We start from the raw sequence: 18,140 nt of genomic DNA, 5'->3' as shown, positions 1-18,140 counted from the left end.
GACTGGACTACCCTGCGGGGAACCGATTCGGCGATTCGAGATGGGATGCGCAGTGCTGGGTAGAGGTCGCGGGCGAGCGGGTCGAACGACGGTGCGCGATGCGAAGGTTCTGGTCACGGGCGCGGCGAGCGGCATCGGCCGGTCCACCGCGCTGGCCGCCGCCGCGGACGGCGCCGAACTGGTGCTCACCGATGTCAATGCCGAGGGCCTGGACGCCACGGTGACGGACATCCGAGCCGCGGGCGGACGTGTGGCTCTGGCGCAAGCGCTGGACATCACCGACTACGACGCGGTGCGCGCCTTCGCCGACCGGGCGCACGCCGAACTCGGCAGCCTGGACGTCGTCATGAACATCGCGGGCACGTCGGTCTGGGGGACCGTGGAGAACCTGGAGCACCAGCACTGGCGGCGCATGGTGGAGGTCAACCTGATGGGGCCGATCCACGTCATCGAGACCTTCGTGCCGCCCATGGTGCGCGCGGGCAAGGGCGGTGCGCTGGTGAACGTGTCGTCGGCGGCGGGCCTGCTCGCGCTGCCCTGGCACGCGGCTTACAGCGCGGGCAAATTCGGCATCCGCGGCGTATCCGAGGTATTGCGGGTGGATCTGGCGCAACACGGCATCACGGTGCATCTGGTGGCGCCCGGCGCGGTGAACACGCCGCTGGTGCGCAGCGTCGAGCTGGTCGGAGTGAACAAAGAGGACCCGAAGATCAAGCGGCTCACCGCCGCGTTCACCGAGCACGCGGTGCCGCCGGAGCGGGTGGCGACGGCGATCCTGCGCGGGATCGAACGCAACCGGTTCCTGATCTACAGCTCGTTCGACATCCGCTTCGGTTACTGGTGGAAGCGCAAGTTCGCCTTTCCCTACGAGTTCGCGATGCGGCGCACCAGCGCCCGGTTCAGCAGGCTGCTGGCTTCGACGGGCAATTGAGCTGCACGTCGAGCACGCGCGCGCCGGGACCTTCGGCGCCGAGCCGGTCGTGCTCGTTGACCAAGCGGCAGGTGCCGAGGGACAGGCAGCCGCAGCCGATGCAGCCGGTGAGGCTGTCGCGCAATCGGATCAGCTGGGTGATCCGGTCGTCCAGGTCGGCGCGCCACGTGGTGGACAAGGTCTCCCAATCGCGCCGGGTGGGCGTGCGGCCTTCCGGTAGTTGATCGAGGGCCGCCCTGATCTCGCTCAGCGGTATGCCGACGCGCTGGGAGATGCGGATGAACGCGACGCGGCGCAAGGTCTCGCGGGCATATCTGCGCTGATTCCCGCTGGTGCGTCTGCTCGTGATGAGCCCTTCGCGTTCGTAGAAGTGCAACGCGGAGACCGCGACTCCACTACGCTCGGAGAGCTGCCCGGGGGTCAGCTCCTTCGCCCGCCAATCGGCTGCTGTCGACATGCACGCTCCTCCCAATCACCTCAACAATACTTGAGGTTAGGGTGTGCTGGGACCGGATTCGGCGATCGCGCACCGATCCGCACGCCGAAGCCGGGATTTCCGTGCTCTTCCGGCCGCGGCGCACTACGGTTCGATCATGGGAGCAGATGCTGTGTCCGCGCGGGAGGGTGCGCGTTTGGCCGTGACGTCCGAAGTCGGCACGCTGCGTACGGTGCTGCTGCACCGGCCGGGCAACGAGCTGCGCAGGCTGACCCCGCGCAACAACGATCAGCTGTTGTTCGACGGCATCCCGTGGGTGGAGCGCGCGCAGCAGGAGCACGACGCGTTCGCCGAAGTCCTGCGTGGTCGCGGCACCGAGGTGCTGCTGCTGTCGGACCTGCTCGCCGAGACCATCCAGGTCAGCGGCGCCGCCCGGATCCAGGGCATCTCGGCCGCCGTCGACGCGCGCAGGCTCGGACACACGCTGGCCGACGAACTGGCCGCCTTCCTGCGCGGCGTGCCCGCAGGGGAACTGGCCGACATCCTCATGGCGGGGATGACCTTCGACGAGTTGCCGTTCGGGCCCGACGCCACCTCGCTGGTGCGCCGCATGCACCACGGCGGCGACTTCGTCATCGATCCGCTGCCCAATCTGCTGTTCACCAGGGATTCCTCGTTCTGGGTCGGTCCGCGCGTGGCGATCACCTCCCTCGCGCTGCCCGCCCGCAGCCGGGAGACCTCGCTGACCGATCTCATCTACGCGTTCCATCCGCGTTTCCTCGGGGTGCGCCGGGCGTACGAATCGCACACCGCGCCGATCGAAGGGGGCGACGTGCTGCTGCTTTCGGAGGGCGTGGTCGCGGTGGGCGTCGGCGAGCGCACCTCGCCCGCCGGCGCGGAAGCCTTGGCGCGCAGCCTGTTCGACGATGACCTCGCGCACACCGTGCTCGTCGTGCCGATCGCGCAAACCCGCGCGACGATGCACCTGGACACGGTGTGCACCATGGTCGACGCGGACGCCGTCGTGATGTATCCGGCGGTGCGCGAATCGCTGTGCGCCTTCACCATCCGCAAGGCCGACGACTACGGCGGACGGCTCGGCAGCGGCCGGGTCGGCATCAGCGGTCCCGACCCGTTCCTGCCCGCGGCCGCCGAGGCGATGGGCATCGGCAAACTGCGGGTGATCGACACGGGACTGGACGGCGTCACCGCCGAACGGGAACAGTGGGACGACGGCAACAACACCCTCGCGCTCGCGCCCGGCGTGGTGGTCGCCTACGAGCGCAACGAGATGACCAACGCCAGGCTGGAGGACGAAGGCATCGAGGTGCTGCGCATCCCCGGCTCCGAACTCGGCTCCGGCCGGGGCGGCCCGCGTTGCCTGTCCTGCCCGCTGTCCCGCGACGAGTTGTGAGCGCGGGCATGTTCACCATCACCGTCTCGCACGACTCGACTGTGCCGCCCTACGAGCAGCTACGCCTCGGCATCATCGCCCAGGTGCGTTCCGGCGAACTGACCGCCGGAACCAAGATCCCGACCGTCCGCGCCCTTGCGGCTCAACTCGGCCTCGCCCCCAACACGGTGGCACGCGCCTACCGCGAGCTGGAGGCGGACGGCGTGGTCGAAACCCGGGGCAGGCAGGGCTCGTTCATCGCCTCCTCGGGAGACCCGACCCGCGACGTGGCAGGCCGCGCGGCCACCGCCTACGTCGCGACGGTGCGCAGATTGGGCTTGGACGACGCCACCGCCCTGCGCTATGTGCAGGCGGCACTCGAGGCCTGACCTCTTATCTCCAGCTGGGGAGCCAGAGGTGGTCGTGCCAGTTGCCCGGGGTGATCGGTAGCGCGGTGAGAATCGGCCACAGCCAGATGAAGTTGGCGATCACCAGGCCCAGGTAGAGGCAGACCGCGAGTAGTCCGAGGCTGCGCCGTTCGTTCGGCGGGGTGGGCAGGTAGATCCCGGCGGGGCTGCGCGGGATGGTGCTGGGGTGCGCGGGGCCCAGCACGTCGCCGAGCACCAGCGCCACGCCCATCACCAGGAACGGAGCCATCGGGACGGCGTAGAAGTAGTACATCTGCCGGTCGAGGGTGGCGAACCAGGGCAGCAGCGCGGCGCCGTAGCCCACCAGCACCGCGCCGTGGCGCCAGTCGCGACGGACCACCGCGCGCCACAGCATCCAGGCCAGCACCGGGAAAGCCACCCACCAAATGGCGGGCGTGCCGATCAGCATCACGGCCTTCACGCACTGGGTCTGCCCGCAACCGGTGACACCGCTGTCTGCGTAGTAGTACAGCATCGGGCGCAGGCCCATGGGCCAGGTCCACGGCTTGGATTCCCAAGGGTGATGGTTGCCCGCCGAATTGGTCAGTTCGGTGTGGAATTCCAGCGACCTGGCGTTGAAATACCAGAGCGAACGCAGCGCGCCCGGCACCACATGCGACCAGAATCCTCCGGTGCCGATCGGGTCCGTCGGCGCGGACGGATTGCCGGGCATGTACCGGTACACGCCGGTCTCGCTCGCGAACCAGGCCCAGTAGCTGGCCAGATAGATGCCGAGCGGCACGAGCACCAGCGCGTACAGCGCGGGCCCGATGTCCCGCAGCGCGACCCCGAGCCACGGACGGCGTACCCCGTAGAGCCGCCGCGCCGAGAGGTCGAAGTAGACGCTCATCAAGCCGAAGGCGGCGATGAAATAGATTCCGGACCATTTGGTTCCGCAGGCCAGCCCGAGCAGCAGGCCCGCGCCGAAGCGCCACCAGCGCACCCCGAGGCGCGGTCCCCAGTCGGTCACGCCGATCCGGCCCTCCGCGTCGGCGCGCGCGCACCGAGCACGCACCTCGTCGCGGTCGACGATCAGGCAGCCGAAGGCGGCGGTGACGAACAACGCCATGAAGATGTCGAGCATGCCGATGCGCGAGGAGACGAAGGTCAGCCCGTCGGCGATCAGCAGGATGCCCGCGATCGCGCCGATCAGGGTGGAGCGTGTCATCCGCCGGGTGATCCGGATCACCAGCAGCACCAGCACCGTTCCGGCGAGCGCGGCGGTGAAACGCCAGCCCCAGCCGTTGTAGCCGAACATCGCCTCGCCGATCGCGATGAACTGCTTGCCGACCGGGGGATGCACCACCAGCCCGTAGCCGGGGTTGTCCTCCACCCAGCCGCCGGTGAGCATCTGCCAAGCCTGCGGAGCGTAGTGCTTCTCGTCGAATACGGGGGTGCCCGCGTCGGTCGGGTAGTTGAGCATGGTGAAGCGCGTCACCGCCGCGATCGCGGTGAGGAACGCGGTCACCAGCCAGCCGCGCGCGCGGTCGGTCGGCCCGAAGTCGCGTGGCGGCCGCAGCGGCCCCGGGCTCGACCAGGATGGCACGGTTCCGAACCGTGCGGTCGCGCGCTGGTCGGTCACCTGGGTCACGCCCCGATCGTATGCTCCTCCGCCTCTCCGGGTCTTCAGGCCGTACTAGTTGGGTGGTTCGGGATTCGCGTTCAGGTCCTGCGTGAGTGCCGCTGTAGTTTTGGGCGTACCCGGTGAGTTACCCATGTGCTCACGAGATCGGTTGTACGTGTCGAGAACGAGCCCGGCGGATTCGCGGTCGGCTGCCGGCGTGAGTGAGATTCGTCTCGAATTCATGCGGGATTGCTTCCGCCGGTGCGGCCGAACCTCGTTGCCGCCGGTATCTGCTGGGGCCGGTGGCGTCGGTGGATAGGCTGCGGGTTGGCGGTTGTCGCCGGATACGTGATGCGGACAGGAGTGCGGTGGCTTACGAGACGGCGGGCGGGCTGGTGCTCGCGGCGACGCCGATGGGTGATGTCGGCGATGCCTCGCAGCGCCTGCGCGAAGCGCTGGCGACGGCCGATGTCGTCGCCGCCGAAGACACCCGCCGCACCAGGGCGCTGGCCAAGGCGCTCGGCGTCGAGATCTCCGGCCGGGTGGTCAGTTTCTACGATCACGTCGAGACCGCCCGGATTCCGATGCTGCTCGACGAGATCGCCGACGGCCGTACGGTGCTGCTGGTGACCGACGCGGGCATGCCGTCGGTGAGCGATCCCGGCTACCGCATGGTGGCGGCGTGCGTCGAGCGGGATCTGCCGGTGACCTGCCTGCCCGGACCCTCGGCGGTGACCACGGCGCTGGCACTGTCGGCCCTGCCGGTGGAGCGGTTCTGCTTCGACGGATTCCCGCCGCGCAAATCCGGCCAGCGCCGGGAATGGTTGCGTACCTTGGCCACCGAACCACGCGCCTGCGTCTTCTTCGAGGCGCCGCATCGGCTCGCCGACTGCCTGGCCGACGCGGTCGAGATCCTCGGCCCGGACCGCCGCGCCGCCGTCTGCCGGGAGCTGACCAAGACCTACGAGGAAGTGCTCCGGGGGACCCTGGCCGAACTGGCCGAGTGGGCCGTCGATGGCGCACGCGGCGAGATCACCGTGGTGCTCGCGGGCGCCCAGCCCGCCACCGCCGATCCAGCGGACCTGGTGGACGCCGTGGAATCCCGAACCGCGGCGGGCCTGCGCCTCAAAGACGCCTGCGCCGAGGTCGCCGCCGCCCACGCCGTGTCGCGTCGCGAGCTCTACGACGCGGTTCTCGCCGCGCGCCGCACTTCCTAGCCGACCGCGACTTCGGCTGTGCGGTTCGTTCCGCGCGGGTGGTCGCCCCGAAGCTGGGTGGCGGGCATGATCATCGGTATGACTTCTCTGGAGAGCAAGGCCACGACGTTTCTCGGGTTGCACGTGCCGGGTGATCCGGGCGTCTTCCCGACGGTGTGGGATGCCTGGTCCGCGAAAGTCGCCGTGGCGGCGGGCTTTCCGGCCTTGACGGTGGGCAGTCATCCGCTGGCCGATTCGATCGGCCGCTCGGACGGGGAAGGGATGACGTTCGACGAGTCGCTGACCCGGGTACGGCAGATCACGGCGGCGGTGGACGTCCCGGTGTCGGTCGACATCGAGTCCGGCTACGGACAGGAGCCCGCGCGGCTGGTCGAGGGCCTGCTCGAGGCAGGGGCGATCGGACTGAACATCGAGGACACCGTGCACAGCGAGGGCAAGCGCCTGCGCACGGGCCAGGAACACGCCGACCTCGTGCACGGACTGCGCAAGGCCGCCGACGCGACGGGTGTGCACCTGGTGATCAACGCGCGCACCGACCTGCTCCTGCGCCAGGACGGAGACGAGGCCGACCGGGTGGACCGCGCCATCGAGCGGCTGCGGCTGGCCGCCGAGGCGGGTGCGGACGTGCTGTTCCCGGTGGGCCGCCACGCCGACGCCGACATGCGCCGCCTGACCGGCGAGCTGCCGCTGCCGATCAGCGCGACCGTCCTCCCGGATCAGGCCGACAAGGCCGCCCTCGCCGACCAGGGCGTCGCGCGGATCACCTTCGGTCCGTTCCTGCAGGCCGCGCTGACCAAGGAGATCAATACCCTGCTCGACCCCTGGAAGTGACATCGCGGAACAGCTGTGTGAGCGGTATCCGGTCGCCGCGACGACGGCGCCCGAGCCCCACCGGGTGACCGGTGGGGCGGCGGTGCGTCGGGTAGCGCGAAGATGCCATCCCGGTGACGGTCGCCGTGCCTTCAGGAGGGAACGGGAAGCCCCAGCGCGCTCATGACGAACTGGACGAACAGCGGCGCCAGATCCGGCACGCGCGCGGGTCCGTCCGAGACGATGACCCGCCGCGTGCGCTCGCCGATCGCGTCCGGGATCAGGGCGATCAGCCCGTCGGACAGTTCGGGGAGCGTCGGGTCCGCCGCCCGCGCCTGGTCGTAGAACACCCGGTACAGCTGGGCGAACCGGTCGACGGCCAAGTCGCGGTAGCCGACGGCCTCCTGGTTCACCTTGAACGACTCCACGAGCACCAATCGGGCGAAATCGGGCTCGGTGGCGACGGTCTGGCAGAAGGTGACCACGATGGACTCGATCTTCGCGTAGGCGTCGGCGTCCGGCGGCAGCTGGGCGAGTTCGTCCACGATCCGGGTCGCCATGATGTCGACGCCGGTGTGCACCGCCTCGGCGAAGCACTCCTCTTTGTTCGCGAAGTGGTCGTAGAAGGTCGTCCGCGAAACCCTCGCCCTGGCAACGATGTCGGTGAGGGTGGTGGCCGGGTATCCCTTGTTGTCGACGGACTCCACCATCGCCTCGACCAGCCTGCCGCGCTGCGACGTGAGCACGGCTTCGCGTGCCGCCCGATGCCGCTCGGCGAAACCGGACCGGTGAACGGATGCCGTCGCGTGCTGCTGGCCCATGTGTGCCCTCTCTGTGCCGGAACCGATTCCGAACGGAACGTCGTCGTACCGATCGCACACGGTCCGGGGCGTCGCCAGGCCGCGAACCGGTGTTTCATTATCCGACAACACATTCCACGGCGGGAAGGCAGGTGGATCCACTCGTGGGCATGTCGCCGTGGAACACCGCAAAAGTGTTGTGCGCCTTACCGTTACGGCAGGCCGGAGGCGGTCAGTCCTTCGGTTCGACGTACTTCGGGAACACCGGTTCCGGCGCGGGCAACGCCAACCCGGGCTCGATCGGCGTCGCGATGTCCGCGAACGTCCGGCTCCGCTGCCCCAGCTGGTCGAGGATGCGGCCCGCCGACCCCGGCAGCACCGGCTGCACCAGGATCGCGACGATGCGCAGCACCTCCAGCGTCACGTACAGCACGGTGGCCTCGCGAGCGAGGTCCTCCGGGGTGCCCGACTTCGCCAGCGCCCACGGCGCCTGCGCGGAGAAGTACCGGTTCGTCTCGCCCAGGGTCAGCCAGATCGCCTCCAGCGCCAAATGCATCTGCTGGGCGTCGAATTCGGCCCGGCAGCGCTCCAGCAGACCGCCCGCCAGATCCAGCAGGGCGCGGTCGTCGTCGGTGAACTCGCCGGGTGTCGGCACCACGCCGCCGCAGTCGCGCGCGACCAGCTTGGTGCTGCGCTGCACCAGGTTGCCGAACTCGTTGGCCAGGTCGCTGTTGATCCGGCTCACGATGGCCTCGTGGCTGTAGCTGCCGTCTTGGCCGTAGGAGATCTCACGCAGCAGGAAGAACCGCACCGCGTCCAAGCCGTAGTCGTCGACCAGCTCCAGCGGGTCGACCACGTTGCCGACCGACTTGGACATCTTCTCGCCCTTGTTGTACAGGAATCCGTGCACGAATACGCGTTTCGGCAGCTCCACTCCGGCCGAGAGCAGGAACGCGGGCCAGTACACCGTGTGGAAGCGTGTGATGTCCTTGCCGATGATGTGCACGTCGGCGGGCCAATACTTGCCGAAGGCGGCGGAGGAGGTGTCCGGGAAGCCGACGCCGGTGAGGTAGTTGGTGAGCGCGTCTACCCACACGTACATGACGTGGTCGGGATGGTCGGGCACCGGCACGCCCCAGTCGAAGGTGGTGCGCGAGATGGACAGGTCCTTCAGACCCGCCTTGACGTAGCTGACGATCTCGTTGCGCCGGGTCGCCGGCGCGATGAATTCCGGATGCTCGTCGTAGAGCGCCAGCAACTTGTCCTGGTAGGCCGACAGCCGGAAGAAGTAGTTCGACTCCTCGGTCCAGGTGACCGGCGTCTTGGAGTCGGTGGAGATGCGGGTGCCGTCCTCCAGCACCGTGGTCTCCTCGTCGGTGTAGAACGCCTCGTCCCGCACCGAGTACCAACCGGAGTAGTTGCCGAGGTAGATGTCGCCGTTGGCCAGCATCCGCTCCCAGATGGCGACGCTTGCGGCCTGGTGGTCGGCGTCGGTGGTGCGGATGAACCGGTCGAAGGAGATGTCGAGCGTCTTGTCCAGCGCCTCGAACACGTCGGAGTTGCGGGCCGCGAGCTCTTCCACCGGGATGCCCTCGGCGGCCGCGGCCTGCTGCATCTTCTGGCCGTGCTCGTCGGTGCCGGTCATGAAGAAGACGTCGTAGCCGTCGAGGCGCTTGAAGCGGGCGATGGCGTCGGCCGAGATGTACTCGTACGCATGCCCGATATGCGGCGCACCGTTCGGATAGGCGATGGCCGTGGTGATGTAGAAGGCGGGGCGGTCGACTTCGCTCATGGTGTGTCTACTGTAATGCGCGTGCATTCTTCCGCTCGCGTGAATATGCCCCTCGCCGATTCGCGGGTCCCCGCGTCCGCGCCGCGGGCTGGCCGCCGATGAGCGCGAAGCGTTCCGCGCCGGAGCTGCCCGAGCCGCTGGCGCCGATCGTGGACGCGCACACCCACCTGGACGCCTGCGGCGCGACCGACGCGGCGTCGACCGTCGCGATCGTCGACCGGGCCGCCTCGGTCGGGGTCGGCCGGGTGGTCACCGTCGCCGACGATCTGGACGCCGCGCGGTGGGCGGTGCGGGCCGCGCACTGGGACGATCGGGTGTTCGCCGCCGTCGCGCTGCATCCGACCAGGGCGAACGCGCTCGACGACGAGGCGAAGGCCGAGCTGGAGCGCTTGGCCGACGACCCGAGGGTGGTCGCTGTCGGCGAGACCGGTCTGGACTACTACTGGCCGGGCAAGCTGGACGGCTGCGCCGACGTCGAGACCCAGATCGAGGGCTTCCGCTGGCACATCGACCTGGCCAAGCGGGTGCGCAAGCCGCTGATGATCCACAACCGCGAGGCCGACCACGACCTGCTGACCGTGCTGCTGGACGAGGGTCCGCCGGAGCGGGTGATCTTCCACTGCTTCTCCTCGGACACGAACATGGCCCTGTCGTGCGTGGCCGAGGGCTACATCCTGAGCTTCTCCGGGACGGTGAGCTTCAAGAACGCGCACGAACTGCGCGAGGCGGCCAAGGTGGTGCCCGACGACCAGATTTTGGTCGAGACGGACGCGCCGTATCTGACCCCGCATCCGTTCCGTGGAGCGCCGAACGAGCCGTATTGCCTGCCGTACACCGTGCGGGCACTGGCCGAGGTGCGCGAGGAGGATCCGCTGGAACTGGCCGAGATCACCACCGCCAACGCGCGTCGCGTCTACCGGATCTGAGCGGGGGCGCCCGCCAAGGGGCGCGTACTCGAGGGCGTCACGGATGCCCGGAATGCATCGCTGTATGCGAAATGTGTCCTATGTCACTTTCGGCGTTCCGTTTTGTGATTTACCTGCGGGGTCGATATTCGATCGTGATATTGAAAAGGCCCTGTTCCGGAGCTTGCTGTTGTCGGCGCCCTGCCCCCTCGTTATCGTGCTGTGACCATGTCCCCCTTCATGCGGATCAACCAGTCGCGTTCGCCGCTGCTGTACATCGCGGTCGGCGCACTGCTGCTGACGCTGATCGTCGGCGCCGGTCTCGCGATCGTGAATCGCAAGACGGTGACCGTCGTCGTGGACGGCGAGAAGCTCTTCCAGACCACGATGTCGCGTGACGTGCGCGGCGTGTTGAAGGCCGCGGGCTTCGCGGTGACCGACCGGGACAAGGTGGCGCCCGCACTGGCCGCGCACATCGCCGACGGCGCGACCATCACGCTCAACCGCGCGAAAGAGGTCGACCTGTCGGTCGACGGTATGACGCAGAAGGTCTGGACCACCGGGGTGACCGCGGGGGAGGCGCTCGAACAGCTGAAGATCCCGAAAGAGGTGTACGTCTCGCCCGCCCGCGACGAGCGGCTCCCGCTGCAGGGCGGGACGCTGACCATCGCGACTCCGCGCGTGGTCTCGCTGGTCGACGGCATCGGCAATCCGGTGGACGTGCGCGCCGCCGCGCCCACCGTCGGCAAATTCCTCGAGGTCACCGGCATCCCGCTGCTCGAGCAGGACTCCGTCGAACCGGCCGCGGCCACGCCCCTGACGAACGGCTTGCACGTCACCGTGACGCGCAAGCGGGTCGAACAGCAGACCGAGACGATGCCGCTGGACCCGCCGGAGAACGTCATCGAAGACCCGGAGATGAACATGAGCCGCACGGTGGTTGAGTCGCCCGGCGCTCCCGGCGTGCAGAACGTCACCTTCGCGGTCACCATGGTCAACGGCCAGGAAGTGGACCGTAAACCGGTCGCTTCGACCGTCACCGTGGCGGCGAAGCCGAAGACCGTCCGCAAGGGCGCCAAGCCTGGCACCGAGGTGCCCCCGGTGCGCGACGGCGCGATCTGGGACGCGCTGGCCCGCTGTGAGTCGACCGGCAACTGGTCGATCAACACCGGCAACGGCTACTTCGGCGGTGTGCAGTTCGACCAAGGCACTTGGGAGCGGCAGGGCGGGCTGCGGTACGCCCCCCGCGCGGACCTGGCCACCAGGGAAGAACAGATCGCCATCGCGGAGATCACCCGGCAGCGGCAGGGTTGGGGCGCCTGGCCCGCTTGCACCGGTCGCCTCGGCATCAGCTGACGCGGGGGAGACGTCGCGGCAGGCCGGGTATGCCGGTTGATAGATTCTCGAGGTGTCCGAACCTGATATTTCCGCCCGCGGGAGTGCGGCGCTGCTCGGGCCCGCCGAAGTGCGGGTGCTCGCCGAGCGGTTCGGGGTCCGGCCGACCAAGCAGCTCGGGCAGAACTTCGTGCACGACGCGAACACGGTGCGGCGGATCGTCGCGGCCGCCGGGGTGGGGCGCGGGGACGTGGTGCTCGAGGTCGGGCCCGGTCTCGGTTCGCTGACCCTCGCACTGCTGGACGTGGTGGACTCGGTGGTCGCCGTCGAAATCGATCCCGTGCTGGCGCGCCATCTTCCGGTGACCGTCGCGGACCGGGCTCCGGAACTCGCGGAGCGCCTGTCGGTGGTGGAGGCGGACGCGCTGCGCGTCACCGCGGCGGACCTGCCCGCCGCGCCGACCGCGCTGGTAGCCAATCTCCCGTACAACGTGGCCGTCCCGGTGCTGTTGCATCTGCTCGCCGAACTGCCCGGCATCGCGGTCGCTCTGGTGATGGTGCAGGCCGAGGTGGCCGATCGCTTGGCCGCCGAGCCCGGCGGCCGCATCTATGGCGTGCCCAGCGTGAAAGCGGGCTTCTTCGGGACCGTCCGGCGTGCGGGGGCGGTGGGCACGCAAGTGTTCTGGCCGGTGCCGCGGGTCGAGTCGGGCCTGGTCCGGATCGACCGCTTCGCCGAGCCGCCGTGGCCGATGGACGACGAGCACCGCCGCCGCGTCTTCGAAGTCGTCGACGCCGCATTCGCGCAGCGGCGCAAAACGCTGCGCGCCGCCCTCGCCGCCTGGGCCGGTTCGCCTGCCGAAGCCGAGCGCCGTCTGCTCGCCGCGGGCATCGCTCCCACCGCTCGCGGCGAAACCCTCGACACCGCCGCCTTCGTCCGGCTGGCGGCCCAGGCGTAGCGCGTCGCACAGAACAGTGGCTCCGCTACCGGCGTCGGCCGGTGCGCGGAACCACTGGTGGCGACCGGTCAGACGGCGACTTCGTAGCCTGCTTCGTCCACGGCGGCGACAATGTCGGCGTCGGCGATCTGCGCGGTGCTGTCGACGCGGACGGCGCCGCTGGCGAGATCCACATCGACGCCGGTCACGCCGTCGATCTTGCCGATCTCGGTCTTGACGGAGCTGACGCAGTGCCCGCAGGTCATCCCGGTGACGGTGTAGGTGGTGGTGGGCATGTCCGACTCCTTCGCATCCATATCATTCATACGGGCGGGGGGTACCCCGACATCAGAAAAATACCCCCTCTGGGTATATGTCCGCAAGAGGCGGCCGGGCCTCACACGCCTTCGGCCAGTTCCATCCAGCGCTCTTCGGCCGTTTCCTTCTCCGCGAGCACCTGCTTGAGCTCCGCGCCCAGGTTGACCAGCTTGTCCGGGTCGGTGGCGGCGTCGGCCAGCGCGACGTGCAAGCGCTGCTCGCGCTCGGACAGCTTGTCGATGGCGCGTTCCAACCGGGTCAGCTCCTTGCGGGCCGCGCGGTAGGCCGCGGAATCGGTGGCCGGGGCGTCGGCGGGCTTGGCATCGGGTGCGGCGGTGCGGGTCTGGTTCGCCGCGAGGGCCGCGCGCTTGGTCAGGTACTCCTCGATGCCGCCCGGAAGGTTGGTGAGCTTTCCGTCGCCGAACAACGCCCAGGTCGAGTCGCAGATCCGTTCGATGAGGTACCGGTCGTGGCTGATCACGACCAGCGTGCCGGCCCAGTTGTCGAGCAGGTCCTCCAGCTGTTGCAGGGTGTCGATGTCCAGGTCGTTGGTCGGCTCGTCGAGCAGCAGCACGTTCGGTTCGGACATGAGGATGCGGGTCAGCTGCAGGCGTCGCCGCTCGCCGCCGGACAGGTCGCCGACCGGCGTGCGCTGGCGGGCGGGGGTGAAACCGAGTCGCTCGGCCAGCTGTCCCGCCGAGATCTCCTTGTCGCCCAGCATGATTCGCTGCGCCACCTGCTGCACCGCCTCCAGCACGCGTAGGTCGGTGGGCAGGTCGTCGAGTTCCTGGCGCAGCCAGCCGATCTGGACGGTCTGGCCTTGGATGCGCTTGCCCGCGGCCAAGGTCGCGTCGGTGTCGCCCGCAAGGGCGCGCAGCAGCGTCGTCTTGCCCGAGCCGTTGACGCCGACCAGGCCGACGCGCTCGCCCGGCGCCAGCCGCCAGGTCAGGTCGCGCACCAATTCCCGGTCGTCCGGCGTGGTGAGCGTGACGTCCTCCAGCTCGACGACCACGCGGCCGAGGCGTTTGCGCGCGAAGGCGGCCAGCGAGACGCTGTCGCGCGGCGGCGGCACGTCGGCAATCAGGGCTTCGGCGGCCTCGACCCGGTAGCGCGGCTTGGACGTGCGCGCCTGCGGGCCGCGCCGCAGCCACGCCAGTTCCTTGCGGGCCAGATTGCGCCGCCGGGCCTCGGAGGCATCGGCCTGGCGGGCGCGCTCGGCGCGGGCGAAGATCCAGTCGCCGTAACCGCCCTCGTAGCTTTCGACCTTGCCGCCGACCACTTCCCAGGTGTTGGTGGCGACGGTGTCGAGGAACCAGCGATCGTGGGTCACCACGACCAGCGCGCTGCGGCGGCCGAGCAGGTGCGCGGCCAGCCACTGCACACCCTCGACATCCAGGTGGTTGGTCGGCTCGTCGAGCACGAGCAGGTCGAGTTCGCGCACCAGCGCTGCGGCGAGCGCGACCCGGCGGCGCTCGCCGCCGGAGAGGTTGTCCACCGGGGTGTCCATGCCGAGGCCGGCGATGCCGATGCCGTCCATCACCGAGCGGATGCGCGGGTCGGCGGCCCATTCGTGTTCGGCGACCTCGTCGGTCATGGCGTCGTCGGCCAGCCCGGCCAGCACCACCGATCCGACCGTCGCGCCCGCGGGCAGCACACCGCGCTGCGTCACCACAGCCATGCGCAGGCCGCCGAGTCTGCTGACCCGGCCGCTGTCGGGTTCCTCGATGCCGGTGAGCACCTCGAGCAGGGTGGTCTTGCCGCCGCCGTTGAGGCCGACGACTCCGATCCGTTCGCCCGCGTGCACGCCGAGCGAGACGTTGTCCAGCAGCGGCTTGATCCCGAAGCTCTTGTGGACCTGTTCGAGATTGATCAGGTTGGACATGGATCCTTCCGTGTCTTGCGGGGGCGGTCCGATGAGACCTACCTGTCGCGGCCCTGGGGCCCCGGGCCAGCGTACCGATGTGGGCGGACCGCCTGTCGTCCCGGCGAACGGCGGCGAGCTTGCGGTACGAACAATGTTCGTTTAGATTGATCGCGAACGAACGCTGTTCGTTCTCATGCAACCGAATCGGCGCTCCCCAGAAGTACAGCCGCAGAGTGGGACGCCCGCCTCCTATCCGAAGGCGTCGGCGGGCGGCACTATTCCCATTCCGCATGCTCTCTGGAGGATTCTCATGCACGTCGGCCTCGGCCTGCCCATCTCCGATCCCGCCGCGTTGCTCGACTGGGCTCGGCGCGCCGACGCGGGCCCGTTCCGCACGCTCGGCCTGCTCGACCGGCTGGTCTACGACAATCCCGAACCGCTGATCGCGCTGGCCGCGATCGCCGGCGCGACCAGCCGCGTCCGAGTGCAAACCGAAGTGCTGCTCGCGCCGTTGCGCGACCCGGTGCTGCTCGCCAAACAGGCCGCCACGCTGGACCGGATGTCCGGCGGGCGGCTGGTGCTCGGCCTCGGCGTCGGCGGCCGCGCTGACGACCACCTCGCCTCGGGCACCGACCTGCGCACCCGGGGCCGCCGCCTCGACGAGCAAGTCGCGCTCATGCGCCGCCTGTGGGCCGGTGAGCCCTACGGCGAGGAGTGCGGGCCGATCGGCCCCGCGCCACTGCGCCCGGAAGGGCCCGAGATCCTGTTCGGCGGTTTCCAGCCCGCCGCACTCGAGCGCGTCGGCCGTTGGGGCGGTGGCTTTCTCGCCGCCGCACCGCCGTCGTGGGCGGGCGGGCTGTTCGACACCGTGCGCCGCTCCTGGACCGACCACGGCCGACCGGGCGCGCCGCGGATCGTCGCCCAGGTCAACGTCGCCCTCGGTCCGGACGACGTCATCGAAGACGCACGCGCGTCGATGGGCGCCTACTACGCGTTCACCGGCCGCGCCGAAGGCATGCTCGAAGGCATGCTCACCACGCCCGCGCGGATCCGCACCGCCATGGCGCAATTCGGCGATCTCGGCGCGGACGAGGTGATGTTCTATTGCTACGGCCGCGACGCCGCTCAGGTCGATCGGCTCGCCGACCTGCTGCCCTGAGCGAGGCCGCGCATCGGTCGCACGGGATGCGGCGATGTCGAGCGTTCCCACTCGATCGGCTCGCCGACCTGCGTACCGCAACGGTCGCGCGCAGGGCCGTCATGCTGAGCGTTCCCGCACGTACGGCAGGCCACATAGGGTTTCGTGCTCGCCGCAGTGTCGTCGGCATCACCACCTCGCAGTGGACACCCCGCCGGAGCTACGGACGGTTCGGCAGGAACCGTGCCTGAAGTGCCCGCTCGGCGGCTTGCGGCGTCGGCCGCAAGCCGCCGCGCCCGTTCGCGGCCAATGGCGGTCAGTGCTTACCGGGTGCGTCGCCGCTGAGGACGCGCGCGCCCGGCACGGGTCCGCTGGCGGTCCGCACGCTGCGGCAGACGCCCGCGCCCGCGAGTTCGGCGGCCACCGAGATCGCCGACTCCTCGCTCTCGCAGAGGAACGCGCAGGTGGGCCCGGAACCGGAGACCAATCCGGCCAGTGCGCCCGCGGTGATGCCCGCGCGCAACGTGCGGCGCAGTTCCGGCTTCAGCGACACCGCCGCCGCCTGGAGATCGTTGCCGAGCAGGGGTGCGAGCTGCCGCGCATCGCCGGAGGCCAACGCCTGCATCAGTTGCTGCGGCTCGCCGAGCCGGGGCGGTTCGCCGTGCTCGCGCAACCGGTCGAGTTCGGCGAACACCGCGGGAGTGGACAAGCCGCCTTTGGCGAACGCGAGCACCCAGTGAAACGTGTTGCGGGACAGCACCGGCAACAGGCGCTCGCCGCGGCCGGTGCCCAGCGCGGTGCCGCCGTGCAGGGCGAACGGCACGTCGCTGCCGAGTTCGGCCGCCACCGCGGTGAGTTCCTCCCTGGACAGTCCCAGGTCCCACAGTTCGTTCAGCCCGACCAGCGCGGCGGCGGCGTCGGCGCTGCCGCCCGCCATGCCCCCTGCCACCGGAATGCCTTTGGTGATGGCGATTTCCACCAGGGGAGCGCGGCCGCCGAGGTGCGCCAGCCGGACGGCGGCTTTCCATACCAGATTCGTCCGGTCGGTCGGCACCTCCGCGGCGCCCTCACCCGTGACCCGGACGGCCAGCGAAGCCGACGGCGCGATCTCCAGATCGTCGCTCAGGGACAGTGCTTGGAACACCGTGGTCAGGTCGTGGTAGCCATCGGCCCGCAGGTCGCCCACTCCGAGATGGAGGTTCACCTTCGACGGCGCCCGCACGGTGACGGGACTCGGCACAACTGACAGCACGGTGCTAAAGCCTAATAGGTGCAGTCGGGCGGAGTCCGTCCTCAGTTCGCGCATGGCCGCAGCGAAGGCGAAGGTACGCCTAATAGCTGCAGCCGGACGGAGTCCGTCCTCAGCCTGCGCATGGCCGCAGCGAAGGCGGAGGTACGCCTGATAGGTGCAGTCGGGCGGAGTCCGTCCTCAGTTCGCGCATGGCCGCAGCGAAGGCGAAGGTACGCCTGATGGGAGCGGCCGGGCCATGCGGGTCCGCAGCTCGCGCGCGAGAAAGGCGCTTACAGCAGCGCGCCGCCGGTGGCATCGATCCACTGCCCGGTCACCCACCGGGCGTCGTCGGAGGCGAGGAACCCGACGACGTCGGCGACGTCGTCGGCCTGCGCCACGCGGTGGAGGGGGGACATCGTCGCCACCGACGCCTGGGCTTCGGCGTTGCGCAGCCAGTTCGCGTTCATGTCGGTGTCGATGATCCCCGGCCCGACCGCGTTCACGGTGATGCCGCGCGCGCCGACCTCCTTCGCGAGCACGCTGGTGAAACTGTCGAGCGCGGCCTTGGTCATGGTGTAGGCGATCAGTTGCGGCATGTACGCGCCGTGGGTCAGTCCGGTGGAGATGTTGACGATCCGCCCGCCTGTGCGCAACCGGTGCAAGCCGAGACGGGTGATGAAGAAGGGAGCCTTGGCGTTGATCGCGAAGACCCGGTCGAACGCCGCCTCGTCGGTTCCGGCGATCGGCTCCCTGATCCCGTCGGTGCCCGCGTTGTTCACCAGGATGTCCAGCCCGTCGGCGTGCGCGTCGAAGGCCGCCCACAGCGTCTCGGCGTCGCCTGGCACGCCCAGTTCGGCGCGGATCGCGAACGCCGCGCCGCCCGAAGCCTCGATCGCGGCCACGGTCGCCTTCGCCGCCTGTTCGTCGCGGTTGTAGTGGACCGCGACGCGTGCGCCGTCACGCGCCAGTCGTTCGGCGATCGCTCGCCCGATGCCCCGGCTGCTCCCGGTGACCAGTGCCGTCTTGCCCGTCAGTGCGCCCATG

Annotated in this window: 17 protein-coding genes; 9 read left to right on the top strand and 8 right to left on the bottom strand. The window is 69.6% G+C overall.

Going from position 1 to position 18,140, the window contains the following annotated elements:
• The first annotated feature begins 40 nt into the window (after window positions 1-40).
• A complete protein-coding gene (locus ACL03I_RS28925; RefSeq protein WP_356963855.1) occupies window positions 41-931 on the top strand; it encodes an SDR family oxidoreductase in 891 nt (296 codons plus the stop codon).
• Here the strand turns inward: ACL03I_RS28925 and soxR are convergent.
• Window positions 900-1,388: a redox-sensitive transcriptional activator SoxR gene (soxR, locus tag ACL03I_RS28920; RefSeq protein WP_067795363.1), complete on the bottom strand. Its 489-nt coding sequence runs from the start codon at window positions 1,386-1,388 to the stop codon at window positions 900-902. The two genes, ACL03I_RS28925 and soxR, sit on opposite strands and share 32 nt — an antisense overlap.
• 136 nt (window positions 1,389-1,524) lie before the next feature.
• On the opposite strand from soxR, the gene arcA reads away from it, so the two are divergent.
• Together arcA and ACL03I_RS28910 are read left to right on the top strand one after the other, a co-directional pair.
• Window positions 1,525-2,781: an arginine deiminase gene (gene arcA, locus ACL03I_RS28915; protein WP_355074561.1), complete on the top strand. Its 1,257-nt coding sequence runs from the start codon at window positions 1,525-1,527 to the stop codon at window positions 2,779-2,781.
• Between the two features lie 8 nt (window positions 2,782-2,789).
• Window positions 2,790-3,149, top strand: coding sequence for a GntR family transcriptional regulator (locus tag ACL03I_RS28910; RefSeq protein ID WP_355074559.1), 360 nt, complete (start codon window positions 2,790-2,792; stop codon window positions 3,147-3,149).
• A 4-nt stretch (window positions 3,150-3,153) separates the two neighbouring features.
• On the opposite strand, the gene ACL03I_RS28905 is transcribed toward ACL03I_RS28910, so the two are convergent.
• Entirely contained in the window at window positions 3,154-4,779 is a 1,626-nt protein-coding gene (locus ACL03I_RS28905; RefSeq protein ID WP_397278524.1) for a dolichyl-phosphate-mannose--protein mannosyltransferase, read from the bottom strand.
• Between the two features lie 341 nt (window positions 4,780-5,120).
• Here ACL03I_RS28905 and rsmI point away from each other — a divergent pair, with 341 nt between their 5' ends.
• Both rsmI and ACL03I_RS28895 read left to right on the top strand, forming a co-directional pair.
• A complete protein-coding gene (rsmI, locus tag ACL03I_RS28900) occupies window positions 5,121-5,969 on the top strand; it encodes a 16S rRNA (cytidine(1402)-2'-O)-methyltransferase (protein WP_412807427.1) in 849 nt (282 codons plus the stop codon).
• 78 nt (window positions 5,970-6,047) lie between these two features.
• Entirely contained in the window at window positions 6,048-6,800 is a 753-nt protein-coding gene (locus ACL03I_RS28895) for an isocitrate lyase/PEP mutase family protein (protein WP_355074555.1), read from the top strand.
• A gap of 131 nt (window positions 6,801-6,931) precedes the next feature.
• On the opposite strand, the gene ACL03I_RS28890 is transcribed toward ACL03I_RS28895, so the two are convergent.
• Complete coding sequence (locus ACL03I_RS28890; RefSeq protein ID WP_355074553.1) at window positions 6,932-7,600, bottom strand: TetR/AcrR family transcriptional regulator; 669 nt, start codon at window positions 7,598-7,600, stop codon at window positions 6,932-6,934.
• Between the two features lie 211 nt (window positions 7,601-7,811).
• The gene (gene metG, locus ACL03I_RS28885) at window positions 7,812-9,398 is read right to left on the bottom strand and encodes a methionine--tRNA ligase (protein ID WP_355074551.1); all 1,587 of its coding nucleotides are present in this window, start codon (window positions 9,396-9,398) and stop codon (window positions 7,812-7,814) included.
• 71 nt (window positions 9,399-9,469) lie between these two features.
• On the opposite strand from metG, the gene ACL03I_RS28880 reads away from it, so the two are divergent.
• From ACL03I_RS28880 to rsmA, 3 genes are all read left to right on the top strand, one after another.
• Window positions 9,470-10,297 (top strand): TatD family hydrolase, encoded by an 828-nt coding sequence (locus ACL03I_RS28880; RefSeq protein ID WP_412807426.1) that lies wholly within the window; start codon window positions 9,470-9,472, stop codon window positions 10,295-10,297.
• 207 nt (window positions 10,298-10,504) lie between these two features.
• Window positions 10,505-11,632, top strand: coding sequence for a transglycosylase family protein (locus tag ACL03I_RS28875; RefSeq protein WP_355074547.1), 1,128 nt, complete (start codon window positions 10,505-10,507; stop codon window positions 11,630-11,632).
• Between the two features lie 52 nt (window positions 11,633-11,684).
• Entirely contained in the window at window positions 11,685-12,566 is an 882-nt protein-coding gene (gene rsmA, locus ACL03I_RS28870; RefSeq protein ID WP_364428889.1) for a 16S rRNA (adenine(1518)-N(6)/adenine(1519)-N(6))-dimethyltransferase RsmA, read from the top strand.
• Between the two features lie 68 nt (window positions 12,567-12,634).
• On the opposite strand, the gene ACL03I_RS28865 is transcribed toward rsmA, so the two are convergent.
• Both ACL03I_RS28865 and ACL03I_RS28860 read right to left on the bottom strand, forming a co-directional pair.
• Window positions 12,635-12,841 carry a heavy-metal-associated domain-containing protein gene (locus ACL03I_RS28865; RefSeq protein ID WP_364428892.1) on the bottom strand — a complete coding sequence of 69 codons (207 nt, stop codon included), beginning with the start codon at window positions 12,839-12,841 and terminating at the stop codon, window positions 12,635-12,637.
• A gap of 101 nt (window positions 12,842-12,942) precedes the next feature.
• Window positions 12,943-14,745: an ABC-F family ATP-binding cassette domain-containing protein gene (locus tag ACL03I_RS28860; RefSeq protein ID WP_412807425.1), complete on the bottom strand. Its 1,803-nt coding sequence runs from the start codon at window positions 14,743-14,745 to the stop codon at window positions 12,943-12,945.
• Window positions 14,746-15,037: 292 nt separating this feature from the next.
• Between ACL03I_RS28860 and ACL03I_RS28855 the strand changes: the two genes are divergently transcribed.
• Window positions 15,038-15,886 carry an LLM class flavin-dependent oxidoreductase gene (locus ACL03I_RS28855; protein ID WP_412807424.1) on the top strand — a complete coding sequence of 283 codons (849 nt, stop codon included), beginning with the start codon at window positions 15,038-15,040 and terminating at the stop codon, window positions 15,884-15,886.
• 295 nt (window positions 15,887-16,181) lie between these two features.
• Here the strand turns inward: ACL03I_RS28855 and ACL03I_RS28850 are convergent, their stop codons facing one another.
• Entirely contained in the window at window positions 16,182-17,117 is a 936-nt protein-coding gene (locus ACL03I_RS28850) for a 4-(cytidine 5'-diphospho)-2-C-methyl-D-erythritol kinase (RefSeq protein WP_355074538.1), read from the bottom strand.
• A 269-nt stretch (window positions 17,118-17,386) separates the two neighbouring features.
• On the bottom strand, window positions 17,387-18,139 hold the full coding sequence (locus ACL03I_RS28845) for an SDR family oxidoreductase (RefSeq protein ID WP_355074536.1): 753 nt from the start codon (window positions 18,137-18,139) through the stop codon (window positions 17,387-17,389).
• Window position 18,140: the final 1 nt, after the last annotated feature.

It is taken from the genome of Nocardia sichangensis, from assembly GCF_047200615.1.
Lineage (GTDB): Bacteria > Actinomycetota > Actinomycetes > Mycobacteriales > Mycobacteriaceae > Nocardia > Nocardia sichangensis.
Note: the sequence above shows the minus strand (reverse complement) of the source record. Positions and strands in the feature narration are given on the sequence as shown.